The 25,939-nt window shown below is 37.2% G+C and carries 21 protein-coding genes and 1 pseudogene; 5 read left to right on the top strand and 17 right to left on the bottom strand.

Going from position 1 to position 25,939, the window contains the following annotated elements:
- Window positions 1–62: 62 nt before the first annotated feature.
- A complete protein-coding gene (locus tag CH354_RS03785) occupies window positions 63–3,149 on the top strand; it encodes an efflux RND transporter permease subunit (protein WP_100720012.1) in 3,087 nt (1,028 codons plus the stop codon).
- A gap of 88 nt (window positions 3,150–3,237) precedes the next feature.
- On the opposite strand, the gene CH354_RS03780 is transcribed toward CH354_RS03785, so the two are convergent.
- Window positions 3,238–4,374 carry a DUF2804 domain-containing protein gene (locus CH354_RS03780; protein ID WP_239671434.1) on the bottom strand — a complete coding sequence of 379 codons (1,137 nt, stop codon included), beginning with the start codon at window positions 4,372–4,374 and terminating at the stop codon, window positions 3,238–3,240.
- A 26-nt stretch (window positions 4,375–4,400) separates the two neighbouring features.
- Here CH354_RS03780 and CH354_RS03775 point away from each other — a divergent pair, with 26 nt between their 5' ends.
- Both CH354_RS03775 and CH354_RS03770 read left to right on the top strand, forming a co-directional pair.
- A complete protein-coding gene (locus CH354_RS03775) occupies window positions 4,401–6,134 on the top strand; it encodes a GMC oxidoreductase (RefSeq protein WP_100720013.1) in 1,734 nt (577 codons plus the stop codon).
- Between the two features lie 17 nt (window positions 6,135–6,151).
- Window positions 6,152–7,063, top strand: coding sequence for an ankyrin repeat domain-containing protein (locus tag CH354_RS03770; RefSeq protein ID WP_100725456.1), 912 nt, complete (start codon window positions 6,152–6,154; stop codon window positions 7,061–7,063).
- Between the two features lie 139 nt (window positions 7,064–7,202).
- Here the strand turns inward: CH354_RS03770 and CH354_RS03760 are convergent, their stop codons facing one another.
- The 8 genes and pseudogenes from CH354_RS03760 to rpmH all read right to left on the bottom strand — a co-directional run bounded on the left by CH354_RS03760 (window position 7,203) and on the right by rpmH (window position 14,037).
- Complete coding sequence (locus CH354_RS03760) at window positions 7,203–8,822, bottom strand: hypothetical protein (protein ID WP_100725454.1); 1,620 nt, start codon at window positions 8,820–8,822, stop codon at window positions 7,203–7,205.
- 73 nt (window positions 8,823–8,895) lie between these two features.
- Window positions 8,896–9,147: a hypothetical protein gene (locus tag CH354_RS03755; protein ID WP_100720017.1), complete on the bottom strand. Its 252-nt coding sequence runs from the start codon at window positions 9,145–9,147 to the stop codon at window positions 8,896–8,898.
- An 81-nt stretch (window positions 9,148–9,228) separates the two neighbouring features.
- Complete coding sequence (gene mnmE, locus CH354_RS03750; RefSeq protein ID WP_100766286.1) at window positions 9,229–10,614, bottom strand: tRNA uridine-5-carboxymethylaminomethyl(34) synthesis GTPase MnmE; 1,386 nt, start codon at window positions 10,612–10,614, stop codon at window positions 9,229–9,231.
- Window positions 10,607–11,338: an RNA-binding cell elongation regulator Jag/EloR gene (gene jag, locus CH354_RS03745; RefSeq protein WP_100720019.1), complete on the bottom strand. Its 732-nt coding sequence runs from the start codon at window positions 11,336–11,338 to the stop codon at window positions 10,607–10,609. Before jag ends, mnmE begins: the two co-directional genes overlap by 8 nt.
- A 28-nt stretch (window positions 11,339–11,366) precedes the next feature.
- On the bottom strand, window positions 11,367–13,316 hold the full coding sequence (gene yidC, locus CH354_RS03740) for a membrane protein insertase YidC (RefSeq protein WP_207762622.1): 1,950 nt from the start codon (window positions 13,314–13,316) through the stop codon (window positions 11,367–11,369).
- Between the two features lie 3 nt (window positions 13,317–13,319).
- Window positions 13,320–13,547: a membrane protein insertion efficiency factor YidD gene (gene yidD, locus CH354_RS03735; RefSeq protein ID WP_015676762.1), complete on the bottom strand. Its 228-nt coding sequence runs from the start codon at window positions 13,545–13,547 to the stop codon at window positions 13,320–13,322.
- Window positions 13,544–13,849, bottom strand: a pseudogene (locus CH354_RS03730) (ribonuclease P protein component); the annotation flags it as partial. The pseudogene CH354_RS03730 and the gene yidD, both read right to left, overlap by 4 nt.
- Window positions 13,850–13,875: 26 nt before the next feature.
- Window positions 13,876–14,037: a 50S ribosomal protein L34 gene (gene rpmH, locus CH354_RS03725; protein WP_081431642.1), complete on the bottom strand. Its 162-nt coding sequence runs from the start codon at window positions 14,035–14,037 to the stop codon at window positions 13,876–13,878.
- Window positions 14,038–14,247: 210 nt separating this feature from the next.
- Between rpmH and CH354_RS03720 the strand changes: the two genes are divergently transcribed.
- Entirely contained in the window at window positions 14,248–15,318 is a 1,071-nt protein-coding gene (locus tag CH354_RS03720) for an MltA domain-containing protein (protein ID WP_100766285.1), read from the top strand.
- Window positions 15,319–15,370: 52 nt separating this feature from the next.
- On the opposite strand, the gene CH354_RS03715 is transcribed toward CH354_RS03720, so the two are convergent.
- Together CH354_RS03715 and CH354_RS03710 are read right to left on the bottom strand one after the other, a co-directional pair.
- Window positions 15,371–16,294 carry a cation diffusion facilitator family transporter gene (locus CH354_RS03715; protein WP_100766284.1) on the bottom strand — a complete coding sequence of 308 codons (924 nt, stop codon included), beginning with the start codon at window positions 16,292–16,294 and terminating at the stop codon, window positions 15,371–15,373.
- A 98-nt stretch (window positions 16,295–16,392) separates the two neighbouring features.
- Window positions 16,393–18,285, bottom strand: a complete 1,893-nt coding sequence (locus CH354_RS03710) for a putative bifunctional diguanylate cyclase/phosphodiesterase (protein WP_100766283.1) — start codon at window positions 18,283–18,285, stop codon at window positions 16,393–16,395.
- An 88-nt stretch (window positions 18,286–18,373) separates the two neighbouring features.
- On the opposite strand from CH354_RS03710, the gene CH354_RS03705 reads away from it, so the two are divergent.
- Window positions 18,374–18,883 (top strand): acyl-CoA thioesterase, encoded by a 510-nt coding sequence (locus tag CH354_RS03705; protein ID WP_100720027.1) that lies wholly within the window; start codon window positions 18,374–18,376, stop codon window positions 18,881–18,883.
- Here the strand turns inward: CH354_RS03705 and CH354_RS18500 are convergent.
- From CH354_RS18500 to pheT, 6 genes are read right to left on the bottom strand one after another with little or no spacing between them, the layout of a single operon-like run.
- A complete protein-coding gene (locus CH354_RS18500; RefSeq protein ID WP_265396800.1) occupies window positions 18,880–19,005 on the bottom strand; it encodes a hypothetical protein in 126 nt (41 codons plus the stop codon). The two genes, CH354_RS03705 and CH354_RS18500, sit on opposite strands and share 4 nt — an antisense overlap.
- A gap of 26 nt (window positions 19,006–19,031) precedes the next feature.
- Complete coding sequence (locus CH354_RS03695; protein WP_100725449.1) at window positions 19,032–19,643, bottom strand: class I SAM-dependent methyltransferase; 612 nt, start codon at window positions 19,641–19,643, stop codon at window positions 19,032–19,034.
- Window positions 19,633–20,856: an MFS transporter gene (locus tag CH354_RS03690; protein ID WP_100725448.1), complete on the bottom strand. Its 1,224-nt coding sequence runs from the start codon at window positions 20,854–20,856 to the stop codon at window positions 19,633–19,635. Before CH354_RS03690 ends, CH354_RS03695 begins: the two co-directional genes overlap by 11 nt.
- Before the next feature lie 57 nt (window positions 20,857–20,913).
- A complete protein-coding gene (locus CH354_RS03685) occupies window positions 20,914–21,486 on the bottom strand; it encodes a gamma carbonic anhydrase family protein (RefSeq protein ID WP_100725447.1) in 573 nt (190 codons plus the stop codon).
- 9 nt (window positions 21,487–21,495) lie between these two features.
- On the bottom strand, window positions 21,496–23,457 hold the full coding sequence (locus CH354_RS03680) for a 7TM diverse intracellular signaling domain-containing protein (RefSeq protein ID WP_100725446.1): 1,962 nt from the start codon (window positions 23,455–23,457) through the stop codon (window positions 21,496–21,498).
- A gap of 47 nt (window positions 23,458–23,504) precedes the next feature.
- On the bottom strand, window positions 23,505–25,904 hold the full coding sequence (gene pheT, locus CH354_RS03675) for a phenylalanine--tRNA ligase subunit beta (protein ID WP_100725445.1): 2,400 nt from the start codon (window positions 25,902–25,904) through the stop codon (window positions 23,505–23,507).
- Window positions 25,905–25,939: the final 35 nt, after the last annotated feature.

The following is a 25,939-nucleotide window of genomic DNA, read 5'->3' as shown; positions in this document are numbered from 1 at the left end:
ATTTCCGAAACATCTTGACTCACTGGTCAATATCTTAATATTTCGTATTCAATAGTGTTATTATGAGAAAAGTTATCCATTTTTTTGTTTATAAACCGTTAGTTGCAAACTTGGTGTTTATATTTTTATTTCTTGCTGGGATTATTTCCGTTCTTTCTATGAAACGGGAAGCATTTCCTCGCGTCAACTTTCGCCAAGTTCGTGTCCTCACGGTGTATCCAGGTGCAAGCCCCGTGGATGTGGAAAAAAAAGTAACGATTCCCATCGAAGAGAAGTTACGCGAAGTAGAAGGTCTTGATTCAGTTCGTTCCATTTCCAGAAATTCCGAATCCGACATCAGTATCAAAATTGATTTAGAACACAATAACCCTGATGGTGTTGTGAATGACATTCGTCGTGCTGTGGACCGGGTTACCAATTTACCAATCCAAGTAAAGGATAGGCCCATTGTCACGGAACAAAAGAGTTCCAACTTTCCTGTTCTGGAAATCGCAATCCATGGAGCGATGGATGAAATGGAATTACAAGAAATGGGGCGTTTCATTGAAGATGAGATGCGTAAAGTTTCTGGAGTTTCTCGAGTTGATGCGTTTGGAAAACGAAAAGAAGAATGGCGGATACGTGTTGATCCCGATTTAAAAAAACGATATACCATTGGATTTTCTGATATTATCAATGCGATTTCCAAACGAAATATCAGTGTTCCTGCGGGTTCTTTTTTAAGACCCATCACACAAGACATTCGTGTGACTGGTGAAATTGCTGAAATCAATGATATCAAAAACATACCAATTCGTTCGAATGAAACTGGGAATTCAATTTTACTTTCACAAGTTGCCAATGTAAAAGATACATATGAAAGACCACGTGTACTCGCAGTAGTCAATGGTGAACCTGCTTATGTTTTACAAATCATTAAAAAAGACAGTGCTGACATCATCCGAACTGTTGAAGCAGTCCAAGGTCGAATTGAAGAACTAAAGAAACAAATTCCAGCTAACATTCAGTTTACGGAACTAAATAACGAAGGGAAAAGAGCTATCAAACGACTGGACGTGGTGATTACAAACTCTCTTCAAGGTTTGTTTTTAGTCGTCGTAGTGCTTATTTTGTTTTTTAGTTTTAAGGATTCACTATTAACTAGTTTATCTTTACCTCTTACCTTATTTGCGACGACCATAGCATTTCCAATATTTGATGTATCTTTTAACTTAGTTTCGATGCTTGGGATCATCATTTCTCTTGGGATGCTCGTGGATAATAGCATTATCATCTCTGAAAATATTTATAAGTATCGTTCGAAAAATTTTGAGTCAAGAGAAGCTGCTGTTTTAGGTGCGAGTGAATTGTTTGTTCCTATCATCGGATCTTATCTAACGACGGTAGCAGCTTTTTTACCAATGGCTTTTATGTCTGGGATCATGGGAAAGTTCATTTGGCAGATTCCATTTATGGTGATTGTTGCTCTGACTTTATCACTGTTTGAGTCATTTCTTTTGTTACCCGTACGTTATGCACAGTTTACATCGAATGAACCAAAAAAAAGATCCAAACATAGGGATCGTTTCCGTTCTATCTTAGAAAATGGATTTGAGTCGTTAAAGAACAAATTTACAAAATTTATTACGAAAGTAGTAGGAAGACCGTTCATAACACTTGGATGTATTCTCATCGTATTTTTGTCCTCTTGTGGTTTAGTGGGTCTTATGAACTTCAATTTATTCCCAAAAGAAGGAATTGATTACGTATTGGTAAGGGCAGAATTTCCACCTGACTTTTCTGCACAAGAAACCGCCAAACAATTGCAATACTTCCAACCTATCTTAGATAAAATTCCAAAATCAGAAGTTCAAAGTGTCATTTTAAAAATTGGAATCCAACAAACGGATCCTACTGACCCACTTACTCGAATTGGGGAACAATTGGGTATGGCTCAAATTATACTTGTTCCGGAAACAGAACGGAAAAGAACCGCCCAAGAAATATTTGGGGAACTGGAACCTGATTTAAAAAAATTACCAAATGCCATTTCCGTTATGGTGGATTTAGTTGTGAATGGACCTCCGATTGGAGCCGCAGTTACTGTTGCCATTGAAGGACGTGATTACAAAACATTAAAACAAATATCCAATGAGATGCAGGACTTTCTTCGAAAACAAGATGGTGTTATCAATATCAATGATGATTATAAACCAGGTAGAGAAGAAATCCAGATCCGCGTCAAAGACACTGCATCGGCCATTACAGGGATTGATACAGAAATCACAGCTTATTATGTGAGAACTGCTATGGAAGGTCTGGAAGCTTCAAACCTTAGGAAAGGAAAAGATGAGGTACGTATCATCATTCAGAATGATGATCGATTCCGAGATGGGATAGAAGACTTAGATTCCATCCAAATTTCCAATAAGTTTGGTCTGCTAACACCGATTACTGCCGTCACAACAAAAACGACTGTGCAAGGGATTGAGGCTCTTTATCATAACGACTATGAAAAAGCAATCACCGTCCTTGCTGATGTAAATGAAGCAATTACAAGTTCTTCCATCGTAAATGGAAAAATTGTCGATGAGTTTGGAAATATCGGGAAAAAATACCCTGGTTATAAAATCAAATTTCGTGGTGAACAAGAAGAAACTGCCAAGTCAATGGTGTCCTTGTTAGTTGCAGGTGTGTTGGCTTTTTTTGGAATTTTTGCAATCCTTGCAATCATCTTTAATAGTATCAAAAAACCTGTGTTAATCTTATTATCGATTCCACTCGGATTTGTGGGTGTTGTTTTTGGATTTTTAATCTCTGGAAAGGCTCTCAGTTTTCTTGCGATGATTGGTATCATCGGTCTTGCTGGTGTGATTGTAAACGCCTCGATTGTGTTAGTTGATACGATTGAAGAATTCCAATCCAAAGGAGAGGGACTTTTGGAATCTCTCATCACCGCATCATCGGAACGTTTTCGGCCCATCCTTGTCACAACGATGACAACCATGGCAGGGATGATTCCGACAGCGTATGCGATTGGTGGATCCGATCCACTCCTCATCCCTATGACATTGTCACTGGCTTGGGGCTTAGGATTTGGAACGTTTGGATCCTTAATTTTTATCCCGGCAAGTTTTTCTGCTTATTACAAATTGAAAAAACGAGCATAATTGAATGGATTCTTTTTCTTTACGTTGATTCCTCCAAAAATGCAAGAAGAAAGAGCGATGGCATCAATTGTGATCGCTCTTTCTTTTTTTAGTAATGATTGAGAACATCCTCGGCAAACCCAAGTACGTTTTCTAGTTTGATTTTTTTCCCATTATCCAAAACAACTGTTCCATTAAATTTTCCAAACACTTGGTGTTGCTCCGATTTAATGAGCACAAAGTTCATATAAGAATTTCGATCGACTATGGGTTGAAAATCTAAATCCAAACGGTTGTTATTGGATATAAATTTCCAAGGTGTCAAATAATCCTTTGTATTAATGATGAAATTTACTTCATCTAATTTGTGAATTTTACCATCATACAAAATCACATTTTCTGAAGCAGGTGTCCTGTCTGAAAATCCATATCCTAAATTGAGTCCAAACGGTTTTCCATCAATCCAAGCAGATACAGAACTCCAATACCAACGATTTTTATATGTCCAAACACCTCTCCCCCAATCCAAAGCACCAAAATCAGTTTTGGAATCAAATGATAGAGTCTGGTTTCCAACGACTATATTACCTGTCGCAGGCATACAATTGATTTTGGTATTATAATAAAATGCCTTTCTGTTTTCCTTCCAGGACGTGGCAATGTTCATTGTATCCATTTTTGGTTCCGCCAGTTCAATTTTTCCTTTGATCCCACGGGAACCATCTGGTGCGACAAAGTCTTTGGATTCAAATTCTAAAGTCCGCTTGCCGTTAAATGTTTCAAAACGTAAGGATAGTTTTTTGTCTTGGAAGGAAACAACTCCACTATCATTCACTTTTGGAAATCCTGTTTTGCCGAGTGGCATTACCGATAAGGTATCAATTTGTTTGAAACTTGCTTTTTTAAAATCTAAATAACAAATCGCAAAGAGTCCCGCATAACCTAAGTCTGATGCAGTCAATGTGATACCGTATTCTTTCGACAGAGAAAGAATCGAATAATAATCCCATTCCTTAATCCTAAGTTTGGAAGCGGCAATATTTTCCCGGTTATAAGTCCAATAAGGTGAACGTGCCCAACCTTCTTCTGTAATTGTTCCATCGGAGTTGAGTAGTGGAATTTGTTTTTTGATTTCAGGCATGAACCGATTCAAAACCAATGATTTGATTCGACCAGAAGTTTTTTCAGAATTCCTAAGAGCGAATTGACAGAAAATGAATTCAATCTGAGAATCGGATTCGCTCATTCTCCACAAACAAGGAAAAACGAACCATGAACCAAACCATTCCAAAAGAACAAAAATTTGATTACGACGTGATTATAGTTGGGTCAGGCTTTGGTGGTTCCGTTTCTGCATATCGTCTTTCTCAAAAAGGATATAAAGTTTTAGTCATTGAATCTGGCAAACGATGGAAGGCAGGAGATTTTCCAAAAACCAATTGGAGTTTACGAAAGTATTTATGGATGCCAAAACTTGGGTTTTATGGAATCCAAAGGATCAACCTACTAAATGATTTTTTACTAGTGAGTGGATCAGGTGTTGGTGGTGGATCACTTGTCTATGCTTGCACTTTATATGTTCCTTCCAGTAAAGTTTTAAATTCGCCATTGTATTCCAAAATGGGAGGAGAAAAAGCATTATTACCTTATTACGATGTTGCAAAACATATGTTAGGTGTAACTGAGAATCCTCAGTTATGGGAACCAGACCATTTATTATTAGAAACTGCTAAATCATTTGGAAAGGAAGATACATTCCGTAGAACGCCTGTTGGAATTTATTTTGGAAATAAAAAAGATCCTAAGGATCCATTTTTTGATGGAGATGGTCCAGATCGTGATCCTTGTAATTACTGTGGTGGGTGTATGGTTGGTTGTCGCCATAATGCTAAAAACACACTCGATAAAAACTATTTATATTTAGCAGAGAAATTAGGTGCTGTTATTTTACCTGAAACTAAAGTTACCTCTCTTATTCCACTCAATGCAAAGGGAATTCCTGATCCAGAAGCAAGTGGCGAATTTGGATATGAATTAGAAACCAACAGCACAACAGGTTGGTTTGGATATCCAAAAAGAAAATTTCGCTCCGAACAAGTTGTACTTTCTGCTGGTGTTATGGGAACTGTTGGTTTGCTGTTAAAGATGCAACAGGAAAACAAAATGATTCGTTTGTCAGAGAAGTTAGGTGATACTGTCCGCACCAATAGTGAAACAGTTTTACCAGTGACAGTCCCATCAAGTCATAATGCTGATTATTCACGAGGGATTGCCATCACGTCTTCTGTCCACCCTGATGAAAATACTCATATTGAACCTGTTAGGTATTCGAAAGGATCCGATTTTTTTGGTGTTATGGCGAGTGTGATGACAGATGGTGGAGGCAAGTTTCCAAGACCACTAAAGTTTTTTTGGACAATGGTACGCCATCCTCTTTATTTTTTAAAAGCACATAACCCATTTGGATTTGCAAAAAACTCCATCATCTTGCTTGTCATGCAAACTGTAGACAATAGTGTACGACTTGTTCGGAAACGTCGTTTTATTTGGCCTTTCCAAAGGACCTTGACTTCGGCACTTTCCACAGGAGAGCCAACACCAACTTACATACCCATTGCAAATGCCTTCACTCGTAAATTGGCTGAAATTGTTGGTGGGATTCCTAGAAGTTCTCTTAACGAAACGTTATTGTCTGCTCCTGTTACAGGGCATATTATGGGTGGATGTATCGTGGCCGAGTCCCCAGAAAAAGGTGTGATCGATTTGGAAAACAAAGTGTTTGGTTACGAGAACTTACGTGTTTGTGATGCATCCATGTTGACAGTGAACTTAGGTGTGAATCCAAGTTTAACCATCACAGCCTTGTCGGAAAGAGCAATGAGTCTCATCCCACCAAAGGAAACATCTGTTCCCTATTTAAAATTTGAACTGAAACGCGGGTTTGATAAAATCATTAGTTTCAAACCGACTAAACGTACGGTTAAAAAATCGACAAGAGTTAAGTAACTTTTATCGTAACTGGAATGAGTGTCATTGATGTTGCAAAGTCAGGTACAATAGAAGATTGGGATTTACTTCTTAGAGAGGGGGCCGATCCCAATGAACTGGATTCTTATGGAACGAATGCTCTCACATGGATGTTGAAAGTAGATAATGTGGATTTGTTCCAACATGCGATCACAAAAGGTGCGGATCCTAATTCACCCTACAGAACTCCTGGTAATGTGATCTTTGATGTGGTCAGTCAAAACCGCACCCAATTTTTAAATGCACTGATCACAACCTCTCCCATTTGGAAAAACTCACCTAACCTTCTCACTCGCGATAAAGAAGGGAATACGATCTTCCATATAGCTGTTTTAGAATCCATGGAAACTCTTTGGGAGTGCATCCACCCGTGGATCACTGACGAAGTGATGGCATTACGAAATGAAGCTGGTCGATCTATCTTTTTGGAAGCAGTGGTAGAAAATCGGATTGAGATCGTATTGTATCTTTTAAAAACCTTTCCCCAAGTAAAAGACCATCTCGATTTGGAAGGGAAAAATGCTTTGCATTTAGCTGCTGAGCCCAATTTGGATGAAGTGTGCGCCATCCTTTTGGAAGAGGATAGTCTCAATTTGGAATCAAAAGACCAATTTGGAAACACAGCTTTGTTTTTATCCGCTTCCTGTGATGGAGTGGAATCATTGAAAGAACTCCTTTACGCCGGTGCAAATCCCTTTGTATGGGGTGAAAATGAGGAATCGATTACAAGGTTACTTGACCGAGAAAAATTTGGGCATTGTCTCAAAACATGGAAAGACTTTGTGATCCAAAAAGCCATCTTAGGAGAAACTTATCCCTTTAGAAAAGAGATGATCCAATACATCCAAATAGAAAAACCTTTCAAACCCGAAGAACTCGCCAAAGCAAAGTTAGTGGATTTGAGTTAATACAATCAAATCCTTTTTCAATAGAATCAAACGTAAATGTCTCATTTGGAACTCAACTGTAACAAAACCATTTCGATTCGATCGAACCAATAATACCATTGGATGATATTTATTAGTTTTCGTTTTACAAAGCTGACTATCATTTTTGAGGAGTGGAATCATCTCCATAAAATTTAGGACCATAATTTCCTTCGCGGTCTGTATGGTTTCGTTCCATCCTAGGACGTTCAAATGTAAAGTGTTGTTCGATATTGGTTTTGAAGGGTGCATTCTCCGGTGAAGCACCGTACTGTTTGAGTTCCGCAATTTTTAAGACAGTCCTTGGGTGTTTGCCAAGCCTTCCTTGGAACTGAAAAAACGAAGCAACCGATGGATCAACTCTATGGTGTCCATCTGGGTCTTGGGAGGATTTCTGGTTCACCCAACCTGGTTCTTCCCACATCACAAGTTTCTCGATCCTTTGTTTTATCATATTCCTTGCATCCACATAGACAGTAGTAGTACCTTCCAATCCATTTGGATTCGTTTGTTCTTGTGATTTTAATTTTGGTGTTCCAGGTCCTATTTTAACTGATGTTAACTCTTTATCGGATAATTCTGCTGGTATTACAAGAATTGATTCCTTAGGGTCAAAGGATGGAAATACGTCCCAAGGATCTGAGATATAATTGAATAAAAAATTCCCAGCATTTAGTTTTACCGTATAACCACCATATGCTGACGTTGGATTGCCTCCATCGGCTCCCATATTTCCTTTTGCAACATACAATATAGGATGATTTATTAAGGAATTGATATTTCGAAAGTCCGTATCGAGTAAGATATGATCGTGTCCAGTGAGTAAAATCCGTTTTGGTTTTCCTTCTTTTGAAATGAGTAGGGCATAGGATTCCAAATCCCCTTGGTGGATGTTTCCAAATTTGGTAGGACCTTCATTCCAATCATACCAAATCCAATAGGAAATCACCATATCACCATTTCCAACTTCATACCAATAATTCAAATCATCTCGAAATCCTGGTAAGGCTTCTGATTGTGTCCCAGACACAGTTGATTGTGCATAACGAACATGATAATACAAATGGGTTGGATTTTTGATTGGAATAAAATCCGGAAAATCTACGTAGTTCCAAGTAGTTTGCCCTTTGGTTTTCCTACGAATATCCTTTTCTGGTAATGTGTATTCTTTTTTGGCAAAAAAACTAGAATACTTTTCAATGTTAGATGGAAGGTATTTTTTGTCTTTATGGAAAACAAGGATAGGAGTAAATTTTTTGGCGATCTCTTCTTGGATTCTATTTGGAATTTTGTTCTCTTGAGAGAGAAATCGAAATTCTTTTGTGATGTTAGAACCTAATTTGGTTATGTCTGCAGGTGAATACCAAAATGGATTATGGCCTTGTGAAAATTTCCCATGTACTTTTTCGATCCCTAAGATACGAATCGCAAAATGAGTCCAATTTTTCGGTAAAGTGATACTCGTTTTCCCTTCTGTTACATTTGATTTTATTTTTCCAACTTCAAGTTTGTTTTCTAAGATAGGAACATAACATTCCTTAGATGTTGTTTCAGGGCAACGATAGAATTGGAATGATAACGAAATGGATTCTCCCATTAATTCTTGTGGAATTGATGTTAGTTTGATTGAAAACGTAACATCATTCGGAAGTTTCAAATCCGAATTTTTTTCGGGTGTGGAGTTACATTGAAAGAGTGTAAGGAATAAGAATGTGGAAAGGATTAGGTTTTTGTAATGCATAGTTCGTATCAAATCGAAACGGAATAAAAAAACCCCTGGAACCAGGGGTTTTTGGAGTTAAAGAGAGAAAGGATTACTCAGCGTCTTTTTTTTCTTTTTTCTCTTTTTTGGCTTTCTTAGCTTTTTTAGCCTTTTTTTCGCCATTTTTGTTATTCTTTTTTTCTTTTTTCTCACCGTCTTTATTGTTCATTTTATCTTTCTTAGGTTTAACGGTTTCAGAAGCCTCTTCTGATTGCATGGTAGGCTCTTCGTCTGCTACTGCTTGAGCAAACAAACCAAAACTGCTGAAAGAGAAAAGAGTGAGAATCACAAGAAATTTTTTCATTTTTTACCTCGTATCGAATGTGCGACCAATTAGATACTAATTCGATGATTATACAAGATTAAATTTTAAATCGGAACGGAATTATTTTCCGACACAAAATTTGCTAAAAATTCGCCCTAAAATTTCCTCATTTTCAACGATGCCATTCACATGACCAATTTCTAACAATGCAACGTTGATTTCTTGGATATAAATTTCAGCAGGAGCATTGTTTTCCATCAGTTGGATGGATTCTGATAAACAAGATTCAATTTTTTGAATGTGATACCTTTGGCGGTCTTCTAACAAAACTAAATCTTCCGTATTCTCTTGTGAGGTAAGTTTTAATTTTAATAAATTCAATAATTCAGAGATTCCTTGTTTTGATTTGCAGGAGATTTCTGAGATGGTAAGGTTAAATTCTTTTTGGATGTTTTCTAAATTTTTTAAATCCCATGTTGGATGTTTTGCATCTATCTTATTGGCAACAAGAATTGATTCAAATAAACGATCTTTATGTTTAGTTAGAAACGAATTGATATCAAACGGGACAGAAGTATCGATCAAAAGTAATTTCACATTAGCACTGTCAGCTTCACGTTTACTCCTTTCGATGCCCATTTGTTCGATGTTATCAGTCGTTTCTCTGATCCCAGCAGTATCCACTAAACGTATTGGGATTCCATCCAAACTCAATTCTTCTGCAATATAATCTCTTGTGGTGCCAGGTACATCAGATATAATCGATCGGTCTTTTCCAATCAGTAGATTCATTAGGCTCGACTTGCCGGTATTAGGTTCTCCGAATAATACGACAGTTGATTGTAAGATGAGCGATTCCGCTCTTTCAGAATTTTTAATTAATTTAGAACATAAATTTTTAAGATCTACCATTCGGTTTTTTCTTTGTTCTAAACTTTCAAAGGTTAAGTCTTCAGTCGAAAAATCAATTTCTGCTTCACATTCTGCTTTCAGTGAAATTAAATCACTTCTGATTTTGGAACTTAATTTTGTGATCTCGCCAAACACGTTTTTTTGAGCAAGTTCCAATTCGTATTTAGACCTTGCTTCAATGAGTCGACTAATGGCTTCGGCACCAGACAAATTGATTTTTCCATTTAGATAAGCACGTTTTGTAAATTCACCTTTCTGTGCAGGTCTTGCTCCTTTTTCAAAAAGGATATGTAGTGCACGTTTTAATAGAATAGGATTTCCATGAAGATGGAACTCTGCTAAATCTTCACCGGTATAGGAGTTAGGTGCTGGAAAATAAAAAAATACAATTTGGTCTAATGGAGTTCCATTTTCGACAAAGTCACAAAAAATGGCGGTGCGTTTTTGGTTTTGTATAAATGATTCGGTGAGGGAGTTTCCGTTTTTTTCTAATACGGCAAGGGAGATGGGCAAAACCAAAGAACCCGAGACCCGAAGGATACCAATCGCTCCGGGACCTTGGGCTGTGGACAATGCCGCAATGGTATCAATCAAGATCTTCTTGGTCTACTCCATCGGCAAAGTCTTCAACTGGTAGACCTTTTTTAGAAGGATCTTCCAAATCTTTGTATTTGTGTTTTTCTTTTGCGGAGATTACACGAACACGTTTGAATGTTCCGTTACCTTCTGATCTTGTGAAGACCCTTTCGTCATCTTGGATCGCCATGTGAACAATTCTTCTTTCAAAAGGATTCATAGGATCGAGTAGTTTTGATCTTCCGGATTTAATAACAGAAGCAGCTACCGATTTTGCCAATCGAATGAGGGATAACTCGCGTTTATCGCGATAAGATTCGATATCTAATACAATTTTACGATTGTGTCGGATTTTTGGGTCTACCATCAAGTTGAGGAGGAATTGGAGTGAATCTAATGTACCACCACGTTTTCCAATGATGAGCCCAGATTCTTTGCTTGTGAGTTCGACATAAATTTTTCCGTCTACATCACCCATTCCCACGACTTCTGCAGGGATTCCCATTTTTTTCAAAATGGTGATGATCACACCGTGTATGATTTTTTCAGAAGGGATATCGTTGTTTGCAACAAACGCGCGTACAACGGCTGGTTTTTTTTGTGTGATTCCTAAAAAGCCGGACTTTCCGGAATCTACTACTTCGAAACGTAAATCGCCTGCTTGGAGACGAAGGGTTTCGAGAGTAAAATCTTCTGCTTCCCCTTTCGTTTTTCCTTCGGCTTCGAAAATGTAATTATTCATCTGTGATCTTCCTTGTTAAACAATGATTTCATTTCTTCTTTTTGTTTTGGTTTCTAAAACCTGGTCTTGCAACCGCAGAAGCGTTGTTAGCAGGTGTTGGCCCACTTGGATTCGGTTTTTTATCATCTGACTTAACAAACTTGTTTGTATACACTTGTTGAGCGATGGAAAGTATGTTTTGCATGGTCCAATACATAGTAACCCCTGCAGGCATTGACCAAAAGAAGTATAACATGATGACAGGCATCATGTACATCATCATCTTTTGGTTTGGATCGGTAGACACAGTTGTCATTTTGGACTGAACTACTTGTGTTGCGACCATGATGAGTGGCAGGATGTTAATTGCAAGAGCACCAATGAATGCTAACTTTGGAGTTGTAAAAACAGTGTCTGGTTCACTTAAATCTTTGATCCAAAGGAAAGGAGAATTCCAAAGGTCCACTGTATCAGAGAATGCCGTATAAAGAGCGATAAAGATTGGAATTTGGATGAGCATCGGAAGGCAACCCGCCATTGGATTGGTGCCATTCTTTTTATAGAGTTCGATTGTTTTCTCTTGTTTGAGCTTTGGATCATCCGCATACTTTTCGTTGATGAGTTTGATTTGAGGAGATAACTCCTGCATCTTTTTCATCGACTCTGCTTGTTTTTTGTTTAACGGATAAAAAGCTAACTTAAATAGAATTGCGAAGATAACGATAGCCCAACCGTAATTCGGAATCACTAAATAGATCTTTTTTAAGATCCAAACAATTCCGTTTCTAAGTGGTGTTGTGATCCCTTGGTTAAAGGATTTATCCAGTGACTCACTAAGACCTGCAAATACAGAGTCCTTATTGATTTTTGGATCGAGTTTACTGTCTCGGAAGGCAGTACCGTCTAACTCACGTACACCAACATAAGCAGCATAATCTAAGTTTACTTCTTCGCCAGGTCCTAGTTTCCAATTGTCATACACAAGAAGGACACCTGTTTCATTTCCTTTTCGGTTATCTAAAAGGACACCTGCTGGTTTGTCATCGAGTGGGTCAATCACACCAATGAAATAACGACTACCAGTTCCAACAAAGTCCACTTTGTCGTTAGAACCTTTTTTGATTTCATAACGAGCGTCTTTACCTTCATTAGAACCAAAAAGATTGTCAAAAAATCCTTGGGTCGTTGTGCCATCTATATGGTCTTTAAAACTTCCATCTAAATAGTAGTAACGGAAGTAATGAGCATTGTCTCGGTCATTGAAGTCTTCTTTTTTCTTTAAGATGGGACCAAGGGAACTAAAGGAACGAAAGTAAACATCAGACTTAGTTGGAGAGATGTGAATGGTCTCTCCAGTTCTGTTTTTTAAAGTTAAATGGAACTTAAAGTAATTTTCTGATGGGAAAAATTGGAATTTTTTCTGAATTGTGAATTTACCATCGAACGATGGTGCTTCAAAGGTAACAGTTTTTGTTTCTGCATTATAGTTGGAGCTAAAGTTTACGAGGTTATAAGCGGAATAAGGAATGGTATCTTTGTCTTCAATGATGTTGAAGTCAAAACCTTGGCCTCTTGTGAGTTCCACTGCTTTTTCTGTTTGGCCATCAAATTCAATTTGGAATTTCGGATCCTTTGCAATTGTAAATTCGGAACCGTCTGGTTCTTTGTGATCTTTGATGTAGTATTCTGTGATCCTTCCGCCTAAGCTCGAAAAACGAACCAAGAAGGAATCAGTTTTGAGAGAGAATGTTTTTTCTTTTTCTGGTTTGACTGGTTTTAGTTTCGGTGATTCCGTTGTGGCTTTTTTGATTTCTGCTTTTGGATCAGTTGTTGCTGTTTTTTCTTTATCAGCACCTTCTGTTTTTGCGGTTTCGGTTACTGTTTTTGGTTTCGGAGTTTGTGGTGGAAAAAAGATATAATTAATTCCCATCCATACTGCTAAACTTAAAAATAAAGCGAGGAATAAGCGACCTTGTCTGTTGTTGGTATCGTTTTGCATAATTTAACTCTTGTTATAAGATTTCGGTAAAGGATCATGTCCACCTTCATGATAAGGGTGGCATTTAGAAATTCGAATGATGCTTAGAACAAACGCTTTGTACCATGGATAGGTTTCAAACGCTTGTTTGGCGTATTCAGAACAGCTAGGAGTGAATCGGCATGACGGAGGTAATAGTGGGGAGAGCAGTTTTTTGTAGAGGAAAATGAGAAACAAAAACAGCCGATTCATGGGAATTGTTTTAGAGCCGAAAGGAATAAAACCTCTCGGTCTTCCTTAGATAACTTCGCAAATCCAACCTGAACGAGTAGGGCACAATCGTATCCTACTGGCATAACAGAATTATATTTCCGAACCAGTTCCCTTAGGATTCGTTTCGAACGGTTCCGAAGAACGGCAGTTTTGTGAGTTTTATCGGGGCAAAATAAAAAACTGGCAAAAGGAAGGCCGTTTTTCCGAACAAGCCAACGAAGTGGTGGCTTGCCCATTTTTCGATTCTGACGAAAGAGTTCCTGGATCCTGGTTTGGTCGCGAAGGGTCTCCGAAGGAAGCTCCTAAATTAGAACTTTCTCCCGATTTTTTCGTCGGAAACAGTCAACTTAGCGCGTCCTTTTCTTCTTCTGTTCGCTATCACATTTCTTCCGCCTGGGGTAGCCATTCTGGCTCGGAATCCGTGAGTTCTCACGCGTTTAATTTTACTCGGTTGGAATGTACGTTTCATGAAACACCTAATTTATCTATATATGATCGCAAAAATATGAGGTCTTTTGAAAGGTTTTTGGTACCCCCATGGAAGTCAAGGGGAATTGGTAAAAATGATTGGACAGCGTATATGTTATGAGACATAAGACTATTTTTGCAGGTTTTTGCCTCTAAAACTCGGCTCGCTTTTTTCCATCGTTTTGAAATAATTCCCGTAACAGTGGACAGAATGAAACGACTCCTCATTTGCCTATTCTCTCTCTCTATGGTTCCGTTATTTGGGACCTTACTTGCAAAACCCACAATACAAAGTCATAGAATTCCACATAAGAAGTCAGAATCAATTGCCTTACAACTCGCAATCCAAGAATCGATCCAATACTTGCAAAAACTCCCATTGGATACAAAATTTTTAATCCAAGGGGAAACCATCACTCTAAATGAAATTTTAATCCCACTGAGAGGACTCCACAAACAAATTCGGGGAAACAAAAACTTGGATTTACTGAGAGAGATTCGAAAACAATTCAAAGAAGTTGAATTAAAAACCAATTCCGAACCACCACTCATTACAGGTTATTATGAAGTGCGAATCCAAGGGAGAACAAAACCAATTGGGAATTATGTATACCCTGCTCTTGTCCCACCAAATGAAAATTCCAAAGAGACTCATTCAAAATCCTATCCTAGAGAGTATTGGAAAGAAGAATCCCACTGGAAAACGGTTTCCCAGCCGATTGTCTACCTAACATTAACCGATCTTCATTTGGCACAATTGGAAGGATCTGCCCTTGTCCAAACAGAAACAAAAGAAATATTTAGGATCAATTATGCCACAGACAATGGATTTGATTATTTGAGCCCTGCAGTTCATTTAACAGGAGTTTGTCCAAGTTTAAAACCATATGAATTAAAATTTTGTATGGAAACAAATCCTAAAGAAGTATCCGAAGCTATTTGGAAAAATCCAAGATATATCTTCTTCGAAAAAGAGATCCTACCGAAAAAACAACTTTCGGATTTAGTGATTGGACCTTTGGGAAGTGGAGGGATCCGACTTGTTCCTGAACGTTCGGTTGCGATGGATAAACAAATCCCGCTTGGATTTCCAGTGTTAATGAGTTTTAAGTCAATTCAAAAAACATATAACGACCATTTGGTGTTTGTTCATGATAGAGGAAATGCCATCCAAGGAGAAGGCAGGGTTGATTTTTATTTAGGAAATGAAACCGGAGTTGACAAAATTGCCAACCATTTACTCACAAAAGGAAAGGTGATTTTGTTTATTCCTAAGAAATAAGACCAAAGCAGACCAATCATTGTTCATTGAACTGATTCTTCATTTCCGTTCTTTATGGTTGCAGTTTGCATTGTTCTGCGTCAGTTTCAAGTTCGATTGTAGTATGGATGATTTCAAATTCAGAGGCAACTTTTCTGATTTCTTCTTTTAAGAGTTGATACTCATCTAAATTTACCTTTTGGTCCATCAACACATGAAGGGATGCAACATGATGGTTTCCATCTAAACTCCAAATTTTAATATCGTGAACCGATTTGACACCTTTGATATTTTCCCAATGTTCAATGAGTTCGGATCGATTGAGTGAGATAGGTACACCTTGCAGAAATACACGCATTACTTGTTTGGTATTTCGATAGGCATTGAATAAAATCCATACTGCAATTCCAAGTGACATGAAAGGATCAAACCAAGGTAAATTCCAAAAATACATAAATATACTTCCGATTAGTACGGCAACCCAACCCAAAATATCTTCGAGGAAATGTAAAAAAACTGTCCTTTCGGAAAAACTAGATCCATGATTTAATCGTATCATTGCAATTCCATTTACAACAACACCAACAATTGCTAGAACAAACATGGCATCAGCCTTTGATTCCGCAGGGGAAATAAATCGTTTGATGGATTCAATGATCATAAAGATTGATCCAACTGTTAACAATACGGATATGAACAAGGCACCTAATATCGAAAAACGTTTGTATCCATAATCAAAATTTAGATCATTTGGTCTTGTTGAAACCTTTTGCAGATACCAAACAAATGCAAGTGAAAGAGCATCACCTAAATCATGAAACGCATCTGATATAATGGCAATGCTATTGGAATAAACTCCTCCGACCAATTCAAATAGGGAAAAAAATAAATTTAAGAAAAAGGCCCAAGCTAAGTTTTTGGAAGAGGATGAGATGTCAGTATGCGAATGGTTGTGGTTTGAATGTTGGTGATTGGAATGATTGTGTCCATGTCCCATTAGGATAATCTAACACTGATTGAGTTTGTGTGCAACTAGTAAAGTGTTGGCATGAAATCGTTAAATACCACCACTAAGTTTTGTAATGCAATTGGATTTCATTCAAATAGGATTTTTGGTTTGGAATAAAAATAACCTTGTACGATATGACAGGATGTCTTTTTTAAAGATTGGATTTGTTCTTCTCTTTCAATTCCCTCTGCAATGGTTTTTAATCCTAAAGAATCAGCTAAATGGCATATTGATTCCAAAAGTAAAAAATTACGATCAGATGTTTCAATATCGTCTAAAAACGATTTATCGATTTTTAATTCATCAAATTGTATTTTCTGCATATAGTGTAATGATGAATATCCTTTCCCAAAATCATCTAACGAAACAGAGATTCCATTTGACCTGAGGTTAGAAACAATACTTTGGATTGTTTCAATTTCATCTATAAAGATATCTTCTGTAATTTCAAAGATTAGATTTTTGGGATTTATCGAATTTTGATTTAAATAGGTGATGATATAATCTGTAAAATTAGGAAATAAAAAGAAGATTGGTGAAATGTTAATCGAAACTTTGATTTCATTGCCATAATTTTTCCGTAAACTTGGAATTTGACTGACAACTTTTTCGAATATTTTTTTACCGAAAGGAACAATCAAATCTGATTTGGTAATGATAGGAATAAATTCATCTGGAGAGATATCACCTAATTCGGGTACTGTCCATCTAGCGAGTGCTTCTAACCCAACCACTGATTGGTTTGAAATATCTACCTTCTCTTGGTAGGCAATTTTAAAGTGATTGAACTCGATTGCTTTTTCCAATTGGTTTTTTAATCTTTGTTCCCTTTCAATTTTCTTTTCCATTTCTGGTTGGAACCAAACCAGATGGTTCATTGATTTTTCTCGAGCAACATTCATCGCAATGGAAAGTTTTCGTATGACTTCGTCCAAATTATTTGCTTCTGATGGAAAATGAATTCCAGAAACTCGGTATTGGAGTCTGTGGCCAAGTCTGTCTGGTGTTAGTGATTGATTGTTGTTTAAATCAAATTTTACAATTGCTTCCTCAATCCTTGTCCGAGAAGAATTTTCGATCCATAAAATAAATTCGTCACCACCTAAACTAGCAACAAGTGTGTTTGGTCTTTCAGAAGTGTATTGTTTAAGAATACTCCCGATCAGTGTTAAAATCTGGTCACCAAAGCTAATTCCATGCAATGCATTTATAACTTTAATCCCTTTGATATTAATAAGTAATACAAATGCTTCTTTCTGACCTGAAAAAATCCTATTATTGATTGATTCTTCAAATAAATAACGATTTGGCAATTGTGTGAGAGAGTCGTAAAATGCTAGTTTGTCGATATATTGTTTTGATTTTAAAATTTTTGATCTAGATTCTTTTAAATATACAATATTTTTAATTAATTTTGCTCTTAACCTTTGGATCAAAAAACCAGAAAGTATAGAAAAAATGATTAAACTAACAGATTTAAAATACCATTCTCTTGGACTCTGATTTCGTATTCCTAATTCGTCTGGAAATATAATAATCGATTGGTACACACAAATTCCAAAAATAGCAGGAACAATTGAAATGAATAGTGCAGACAATAAACTGGGAATGGGAGGTAAAAATACAAAAAATGAAATGATGATAAAGGCAAGTGAGATCTCACCTGTCCCAAGTAAACCACTTCTTAAAAAAGATAGAACGGATATGAAGATTGCAGTGGTGATTAATGTGAGAATCCGAATGACTAATGGAATTTTATTTTTTAATAGATATTCGATAATGAATAAAATTGAAATTCCTAAATCGACAACAAAAAAGATAAAATCAATTTCACCTGACTTCGTAAAGAGGGGAGTTAGATGTAAACACGCTGCAACAAAAAACAACCCAGAAGTAGCGATTAAAAATCTCCTCAGGAGAGGACCGGTATCTTTTCTGAATTTTAACCAATAGACGTAATTTCGTTTGTCGATGATCATATGCCCTTTACTTCCAAAATCTGTCTTTTGCCGGTTGGTTTAAAAAAGTCTTTTCGAAACAAAACGTCAAGACTAAGTTATCCTCATTGTGTCCTCTCCTAATGAATTATCCCCCAAGTCACCTCAAGAATCGGCTGTAGAAACTCGACATGTCGTTCTTCCAAACGATGCCAACCATTACGGAACTGCATTTGGTGGTGCAATTATGAGTTGGATCGATTTAATTGCGGTCATGGCCGCCCAAAGACATTCTGGTAGAGAAGCAGTGACTGTCAGCATTGATCGTATCAATTTTATAACACCCATCCAGATCGGAGATCATGTAAATTTAAAAGCTATGGTAAACTATGTAGGTACTACTTCGATGGAAGTGGGTGTGCAAGTGAATCGTGAAAATCCTTATACTGGAGAAATGGTGAGAGCTACTACCGCTTATCTTTCGTTTGTTGCATTAGATGAAAATAAAAAACCTGCTCCAGTACCTCCTTTAAAATTGGAAACGGATCTCGAAAAACGTCGGTTTGCAGAAGGAAAAATGCGTATTGAAATGGCTAAAGAATTTGCAGCGAAAATTAAAGCGAGTCGAAAGATCAGTTAGTCCATATAACGTTCGTATTGTTCCAAAAGTCCTTTCATTGCGTTTCTATATTCTGAATATAATGTTTCGTCTTTGATATGTAATCCTACGATGGATTCAAATGATTGTATTTCTTTTTGCATAGCTAAACTCGTAATCTTACACGCTGTTATTTTTTTTGAAATCTACCAAAGACAAAATTTTGAACTGTCCCAAATGGTGTATGATGATCTTCCCTTTGGAACTCAATTGGTGAAAATTCTGGGGAAAAGGTATCTGTTAGAGTTTTTTCCGTATACTGTTTGATTTCAAGGCCACTACATTTTTTGGGACCTAGATCACTAAAGGTTCCAATGATGAATTGGCCATTATCATTTAAAGCATTGATCAAATTCGATTTATACTTTGAAATCGTATCAGGTTCTGTTTGGAAATGAAAGACTGCTCTGTCATGCCAAATATCGTATTTGATTTCGGATTGGAATAAAGTGATGTCAGAAACAATCCACTCAATATTTTTTCCGCTTTCACCTAATCTTTGTTTGCATCTGTTTAAAGCATTTTGGCTAATGTCTAACACTGATAGATGATTGTAACCAAGTTCCAATAGATGATCTACTAAATTGGACTCTCCACCACCCACATCAATGATTTTTGCTGACGTAGGTAAATTTGTATTTTGGATCAATTGTAAGGAGATTGATGGAGTTTCCTGAGTCCAACTGACTTGGTTCGGTTGTTTTTCTGTGTAAATGATCTCCCAATGTTCTTTATGATCCATGTGGAATGACCTTCCTTTTTGTTATGACGTAATAAATTGTCACAATTGAGACAAAAACTAAAAATGGAATGCTCACCAGATTAAGTGACAACCAACCTATTTTGTGTTCCAAATACCCTGCGCTATATGTGGATAAGATGGCGATCGAATATACGATTGTGTCGTTGACAGCTTGGATTGTATTTTTTTCCGCTGGATGGTATTGTTCCACAAGGAGATTTGTACCTCCAACATACATAAAGTTCCAACCAATACCAAGTAATATCAATGCGATGGCAAATGGTAAAAATTCTGTTCCTTGGATAGCTGAAACTACTTCTAATCCCATCACAAAAACTCCCATCAAAATTAAGTAAGGTGCTGTCATTTTACGAACTAAAACTCCAGAGAAAAAGGAAGGGATGTACATTCCTAAAACATGCCATTGTAATACCAGTGTGGATGAATGCATTTCATGACCATGTGATTTCATCGCAACTGGAACTGCTGTCATAAGCATTGCCATCAGTCCAAATCCAAAAGAAGTTGAAAGAATCGAAACCCATAGTCCTAAATTTCTAACATGATAGGAAAATGGTCTTACTTTTTCTCTTTCACTTTCTTGGTGTTCCAATTCGTGTTCTGTCGTGAAACGTTTACTAGGTGAAGGTAAGAAGGTGATTAATAAAAATTGTAGGGAAAGAGAAACAATTAGGATGAAATAACATCCCAAAAATAAGGATGTGGGAAAGAGTTCTTTCCCTTGTAATCCAGCAAGTGGGCCGAGAAACGCTGCTGGTATTCCTGCGATTAAAATCCATGACAATGCACTCGCCCTATCATGGGTTGGTACAGATTCCATTGCAACAAAACGAAGGTATTGGATAAATGATTGGTGAAGTCCGAATAACAAGTGTGCTATGGAAAATAAAATAAAACTTTTTTCCCAAATCGCATAGGCCGCAAGTATGGCTCCAAAGATGCCAATGATTGTACCAAGGAGAAGTCCATATTTACTCCCTTGCCTTTTCATAAATCTTGATGCGGGGACCAAACCTATCAAAGTTCCAAGGATCACAAAGGAAACGGGGAGTGAGGCGGATTCCGGAGAAGGGCTAATGGTTTGCCCAGCCAGTGCAGAAACCGCCATAATCATCACTGTCCCAATTTGGAATACGGTTTGGGTAATGGAAAAGATACCAAGGACTTTGATTTTATTTAAAAAGGAATTCATGAATCAATAAATTTTAAAATTCTAAGGATTAGACAGTTGAATCAACAAAATCAATCTTTAGATTCCCAGTTTTGTCAAAATTTCTTTTGCTTGCGATACAAAATGTACTTCTTCTTCTTTTTGAAAGGGAACAAAAATATTTTGTGCAAAACGTACGGAAAGATGAGCATACTCGATACATCCTGCCACTGTTAATTCTGGTTTTGCTTTTCCTGGGAAAATTTTAATATCGGAACCATTGGGTACAACAAGTGAACGTGGTGGAATTTTTTTCCCTCCACGGATCATACACCCTGCTGCGATTTGAGATCCATCCCCAATTTCTGCATTATCCAAAACGATGGATCCAATTCCAACGAGTACAGCTCTTCCTATTTTGCATCCATGGATCATCACATTATGACCAACTAATGTCCATTCGCCGATAGAGATAGGACTTGTTGAATCAGTATGTAAAGTGGAATTATCTTGGATGTTTACATAATCTCCAAGTTTGATTTTGTTCATGTCAGCACGAACAACAGCACCAGGCCAAATCGAAACAGAAGTACCAAATTCTACCATCCCAAATGCTGTGGCGTTTGGATGGATGAATGGTTTTGCAAAAATAGGAATTTGATTGTAGGACATGGATCAAAGTCAACCTAGACTTTGAATTTCGCAACCGATAAATGTAATGTCGTCTTGTTTTGCTTGTCCATCAGTGAACAAAGAGAGTTCACTTAACACTTTTGCCATCGTATGGTCTAAGCTTAGTTTTAGGTTTTCTTTTAATATTTCATAGAGTCTATCTTCACCGAATAGTTCTTTTTCTTCATTGAATTGTTCAAAGATTCCATCCGTGAATAAAAAGATTCGGTCACCTTCTTCGATTTGGTGTTCAATGAGTCTGTATTGCGTATGGTCCATGAGTCCAATGATTTTACCTGTTCTAGGTAAAAGTTTGATATCATAGATTCTTTGGTGGATTTGGTCAGGATGGCCTGCAGATGCATAAAACAATTGTTTGTTCTTTAAGTCGATGTCGCAGACTGAACATGTAAATATAGTTTGGATATTGCTGTATTTATTGATGAAAATTTGGTTCATATGAAAAACCAAATCATCAGGATGGTCATAAATCATTTTGAGTGATTCATACTCAGCTTTGATTGCCATAGTTATGAGTGCTGCTTGGATTCCGTGCCCCGTTGCATCCGCAACAAAGATTCGATAGTAGTCAGCTTTTACTTGGGTGAGGTCATAAAAATCACCACCCACTTCGGACATAGATTGGTAATACGAATGGAAATGGATTCGTGGATCACTGGTTTTGATATCAGAGAATAATGTTTTTTGGATTTTTTTGGCGACGTTTAAATCCTTTTTGATGAGGTTTAATGATTCGTCCAAGGTTTTCGTTCGTTCTCTCACCTTTTCTTCTAAAGTGACAAGTGCTTCGGCTTGTGTATTCGCCTTTTCTTCTTTGAGCTCATTGATTTTATTCGCGAGAGCAAGAGACAAAATGCCAGCTTCTAATGTGGAACCAATTTGGTTTCCATAAATAGTGAAGACATTGACAGGAAGTACTCCGTTTTGCATCAACGTATACATTAATATTCCAAAGAGTAAGGTGCTCCAACCAAACAAAAACAATCTAGCTTGTTTGTTTCCCGTACTGTAGTTGACTAATGCTACAACTAACACAGATACAACGAATAATTGTGCGATAAAATTTCCAATCCGAACTGCGATCTCAATTGGTAAATAAGCGTATGGAATTAAAATATAAAACAATACAATGAATTTTAGAGTTTGGATAAGGCGATTGGAACAAGGATTAAAATCACGTAAGTTTAAAGTTTGTTGGGCAAATGTCCAACCAGTGATGGCAGAACATGTTACAATGACACTACCAATTCGATTGTGTATTTCCGGATGGTCTAAAGTGAAAATTTGATTTAATATTCCATTCAGATACATTTGTAACAATAGATTACAAAAAATAGAAACCGAATAGGTGATGTATGCTTTTTCTTTTAAGATGAAATAGATGAATAAATTATAAATCACCATGATAAAAATGGTGCCGTAAAAAAAACCTAAGATTGTATTTTCTAAATTTTCCTTTAGATAAAATGTTTCTTTGGAATAAAAGCGGATGAGATAACTGATATTTGATGATGATTTGGTTTCTAAAATGAGAGTTTTTGTTTCGCCAGCAGGCCAATTCAGTTCAAAAGCAATGGATTTAGAAAATGCATCCCAATGCGAATGAGCGATAAAATCACCACCTTCTTTAATGGGCTCTGGATTTCCTTCTTCATACACTCGGATAAAGTCTAAATGTGGGTTTCCTAAATCTAATATTAGTTTGTTAACAGATGTTAAGTTTGTGGCTTTGATTTTGAGATAAATATGTTCTGATTGGAAACCTAAACTTAAGGTGTTTTTGAAAATCGGTGTCCACCGGAGTTTTTGTTGATTAGTTTCGTTTCCTGATTGGATCGCATAATCAATCTTTTGGGGTGTAAAACTTTCGTCACTGATGGACTTTTGGATCTCCCATCGGGAACAGGAAAACAAAGTTCCCGAAAGAATGATCAAAAAGATGAATCGCATAAACTCGAACGATTTCCCAATAAAAATTGGGATTTGTCAAAGCAAATTTATCGTAAGGTATAACCGTTGTCTTTTGCCGTTGTCACCAAACTGTCTGAAAGTTCCTTAAAACGTTCTTGGGTAAAGGTTTTATCATAGGACATAAGCCGGAAACGATATGTAACCGATTTTTTGCCCTCTCCCACCGAATCACCCTGGAAAATCGTTTGGACATACACAGACTCTAATTCTGGAATTTGTAATGTTTTTACCAAATTTGCAAAAGATTCAGTTGGATCCGATTCATTCATGAGAAGTGAAAGATCCAATTGGCCTTGTGGAAAATGGGATGGCGGATTGAAATGAGAATTCCTTCCATGGGTTTCCCAAATTTCAGCTAACACTTCCATGTTGATTTTGGACAAAATGACCCTACGTTTTACATCATACACATCAGCAAATCGAGTATGAAGGATTCCAAGTTCGACAACTTCTTTTCCATCATATTTTACCACTAAACTTGCATTAGGGTGGAAATGGTTTCGTGATTCTTTTTTCCATTCTAAATTTGGCAAATTTAGGAATAAAAAGAGTTCGGTAATCGTTTCTCTAATTTTTAAGAATTCTTGTTCAATGGAAACAAGGTCAGTTGGTTTGTGTTTGGATAAGGAAAGAATGGATATCCATCGTTTTTCATCTGCTAACTCAGGACCATTTCCTTGTTTGTGATAAGTTCTACCCAATTCAAACAAATTCACTGATTCAAATCGATCTTGGTTTAACTTTGCTTGTTTGATGAGACCTGGATACAAACTGTTTCGGAGAATTGAATGTTCCTCTGGCATCTCATTTGCAATTTTGAGAGAAGTGGCTTCTAAACTTGATTCTAGTTTTGCATCTGATGGAGAAGCGAAGGAATAATTATACACTTCATTAAATCCAATTTCCAATGCTAAGAAATTTTTGACCCTACGTTCTAACTCGCGGAGTGGATTTCGAATCGGAGTTTCCACTGCCATGGATAGAGCTTCTGTTCGGATGGAAGCATAACCAATTGTCCTTCCAATTTCCTCAACAAGGTCTTCTGGAATCGTTACATCATAGTTTTGTCTGTATCTTGGAACAACAACTGAGAGGGATTCCTCTTTTGTTGTTACTCCAAAACCTAATCGTTGCAAGATGTCTGTGACTTCTGGTAAACTGATCTTTTTTCCTAATTTATGGCGGAGAAATTGTAAATTTGTTTCAATGGTTACCGCTTTGGTTTCGGTATGATTAAAACCTTGAGGAGTGAAAACCTTCACATTCGGGTTGCCGTTTTCTTTGAGTAATTGAACAGCTCTTTTCATCACCGGCAAACAGGTGTAAGAATCCAGACCTTTTTCATACCGAACAGCTGATTCTGTACGGATATTGGTTTTACGGATCGTAAAACGAACATCTTCCCTTTTGAAGACGGCAGATTCCATCACGATGTTTTTTGTTCCATCTGTGACTGCAGAATCTTTTCCTCCCATCACTCCCGCTAATGCTACAGGTGTGGAACCATTTTGAATGAGAAGGATATTCCCTGGTAAAGAAGGAGAAGTATCATCCAGGAGAGCAAAACTTTCCCCATCCTTTGATTTGGAAACAGTAAAGGAAGTTGATTGCAGTTTGGATCGATCAAAAAAATGAGTGGGTTGCCCTAGTTCTAACAAAAGATAGTTGGAAACATCTACCACATTATTGATGGAACGAATTCCACATTTCTCAAGACGAGATTTGATTTTGGGAATCGATGTTGTGATGTTTACATTTTGGATAGAAGTCACGTAATATGCATGTGCATGTTCAGATGTTTCTACTGTCAAACCTTCGTTTCCAGATTCCCACTTTGTATCTGCTTGGAGAGGAAAATGGTGGAGTGGGATTTGGAGTTGGCTTGCAAGTTCTCTTGCAAAACCAAAATGACTCCATAAATCAGGTCTATGTGTGATGGATTTATTATCGATTGTGAGAATCGTATCTTCCCATAAAAAATATTTACGAACCGAGATACCAAGTGTTGTGTCTTTTGGAAAAATAAGAACACCTGAAGATTCTAATGCCATTCCCAATTCTTTTTCGGAACAATACATTCCTTGGGAACGAACTCCGCGCAGTTCCGAATCCAAAATTTCTTTCCCATCCAATTTGGTCCCGGGGAGAGCTAAAGGTACAATATCACCCACGTTTACATTTGTGGCAGCAGTGACAATTTGGTAGTCTTTTGATCCATCTGTAGCGATGGTCGTTTGTAATTTCTCGGCATTGGGATGTTTTTCCAGTGATTTGATTTTGACCGTGATCACCGATGTTAGGTGGGATTTGTAATCTTCCACATCATCAATTTCACAAATCGATGTATTAATTTTTTCCAGAACCGATTCGAATGGAATCTGGGAGAGCGGGGTAAATTCGTTTAACCAATCAACTGAAAGTTTCAAGAGAAATCCTTATTTGTTAAAAACAGTGGGAAAGC

The organism is Leptospira levettii, assembly GCF_002812085.1.
GTDB classification, from domain to species: Bacteria; Spirochaetota; Leptospiria; order Leptospirales; family Leptospiraceae; genus Leptospira_A; species Leptospira_A levettii.
The sequence above is the reverse complement of the archived record's forward strand: the minus strand, read 5'-3'. Positions and strand labels throughout refer to the sequence as shown.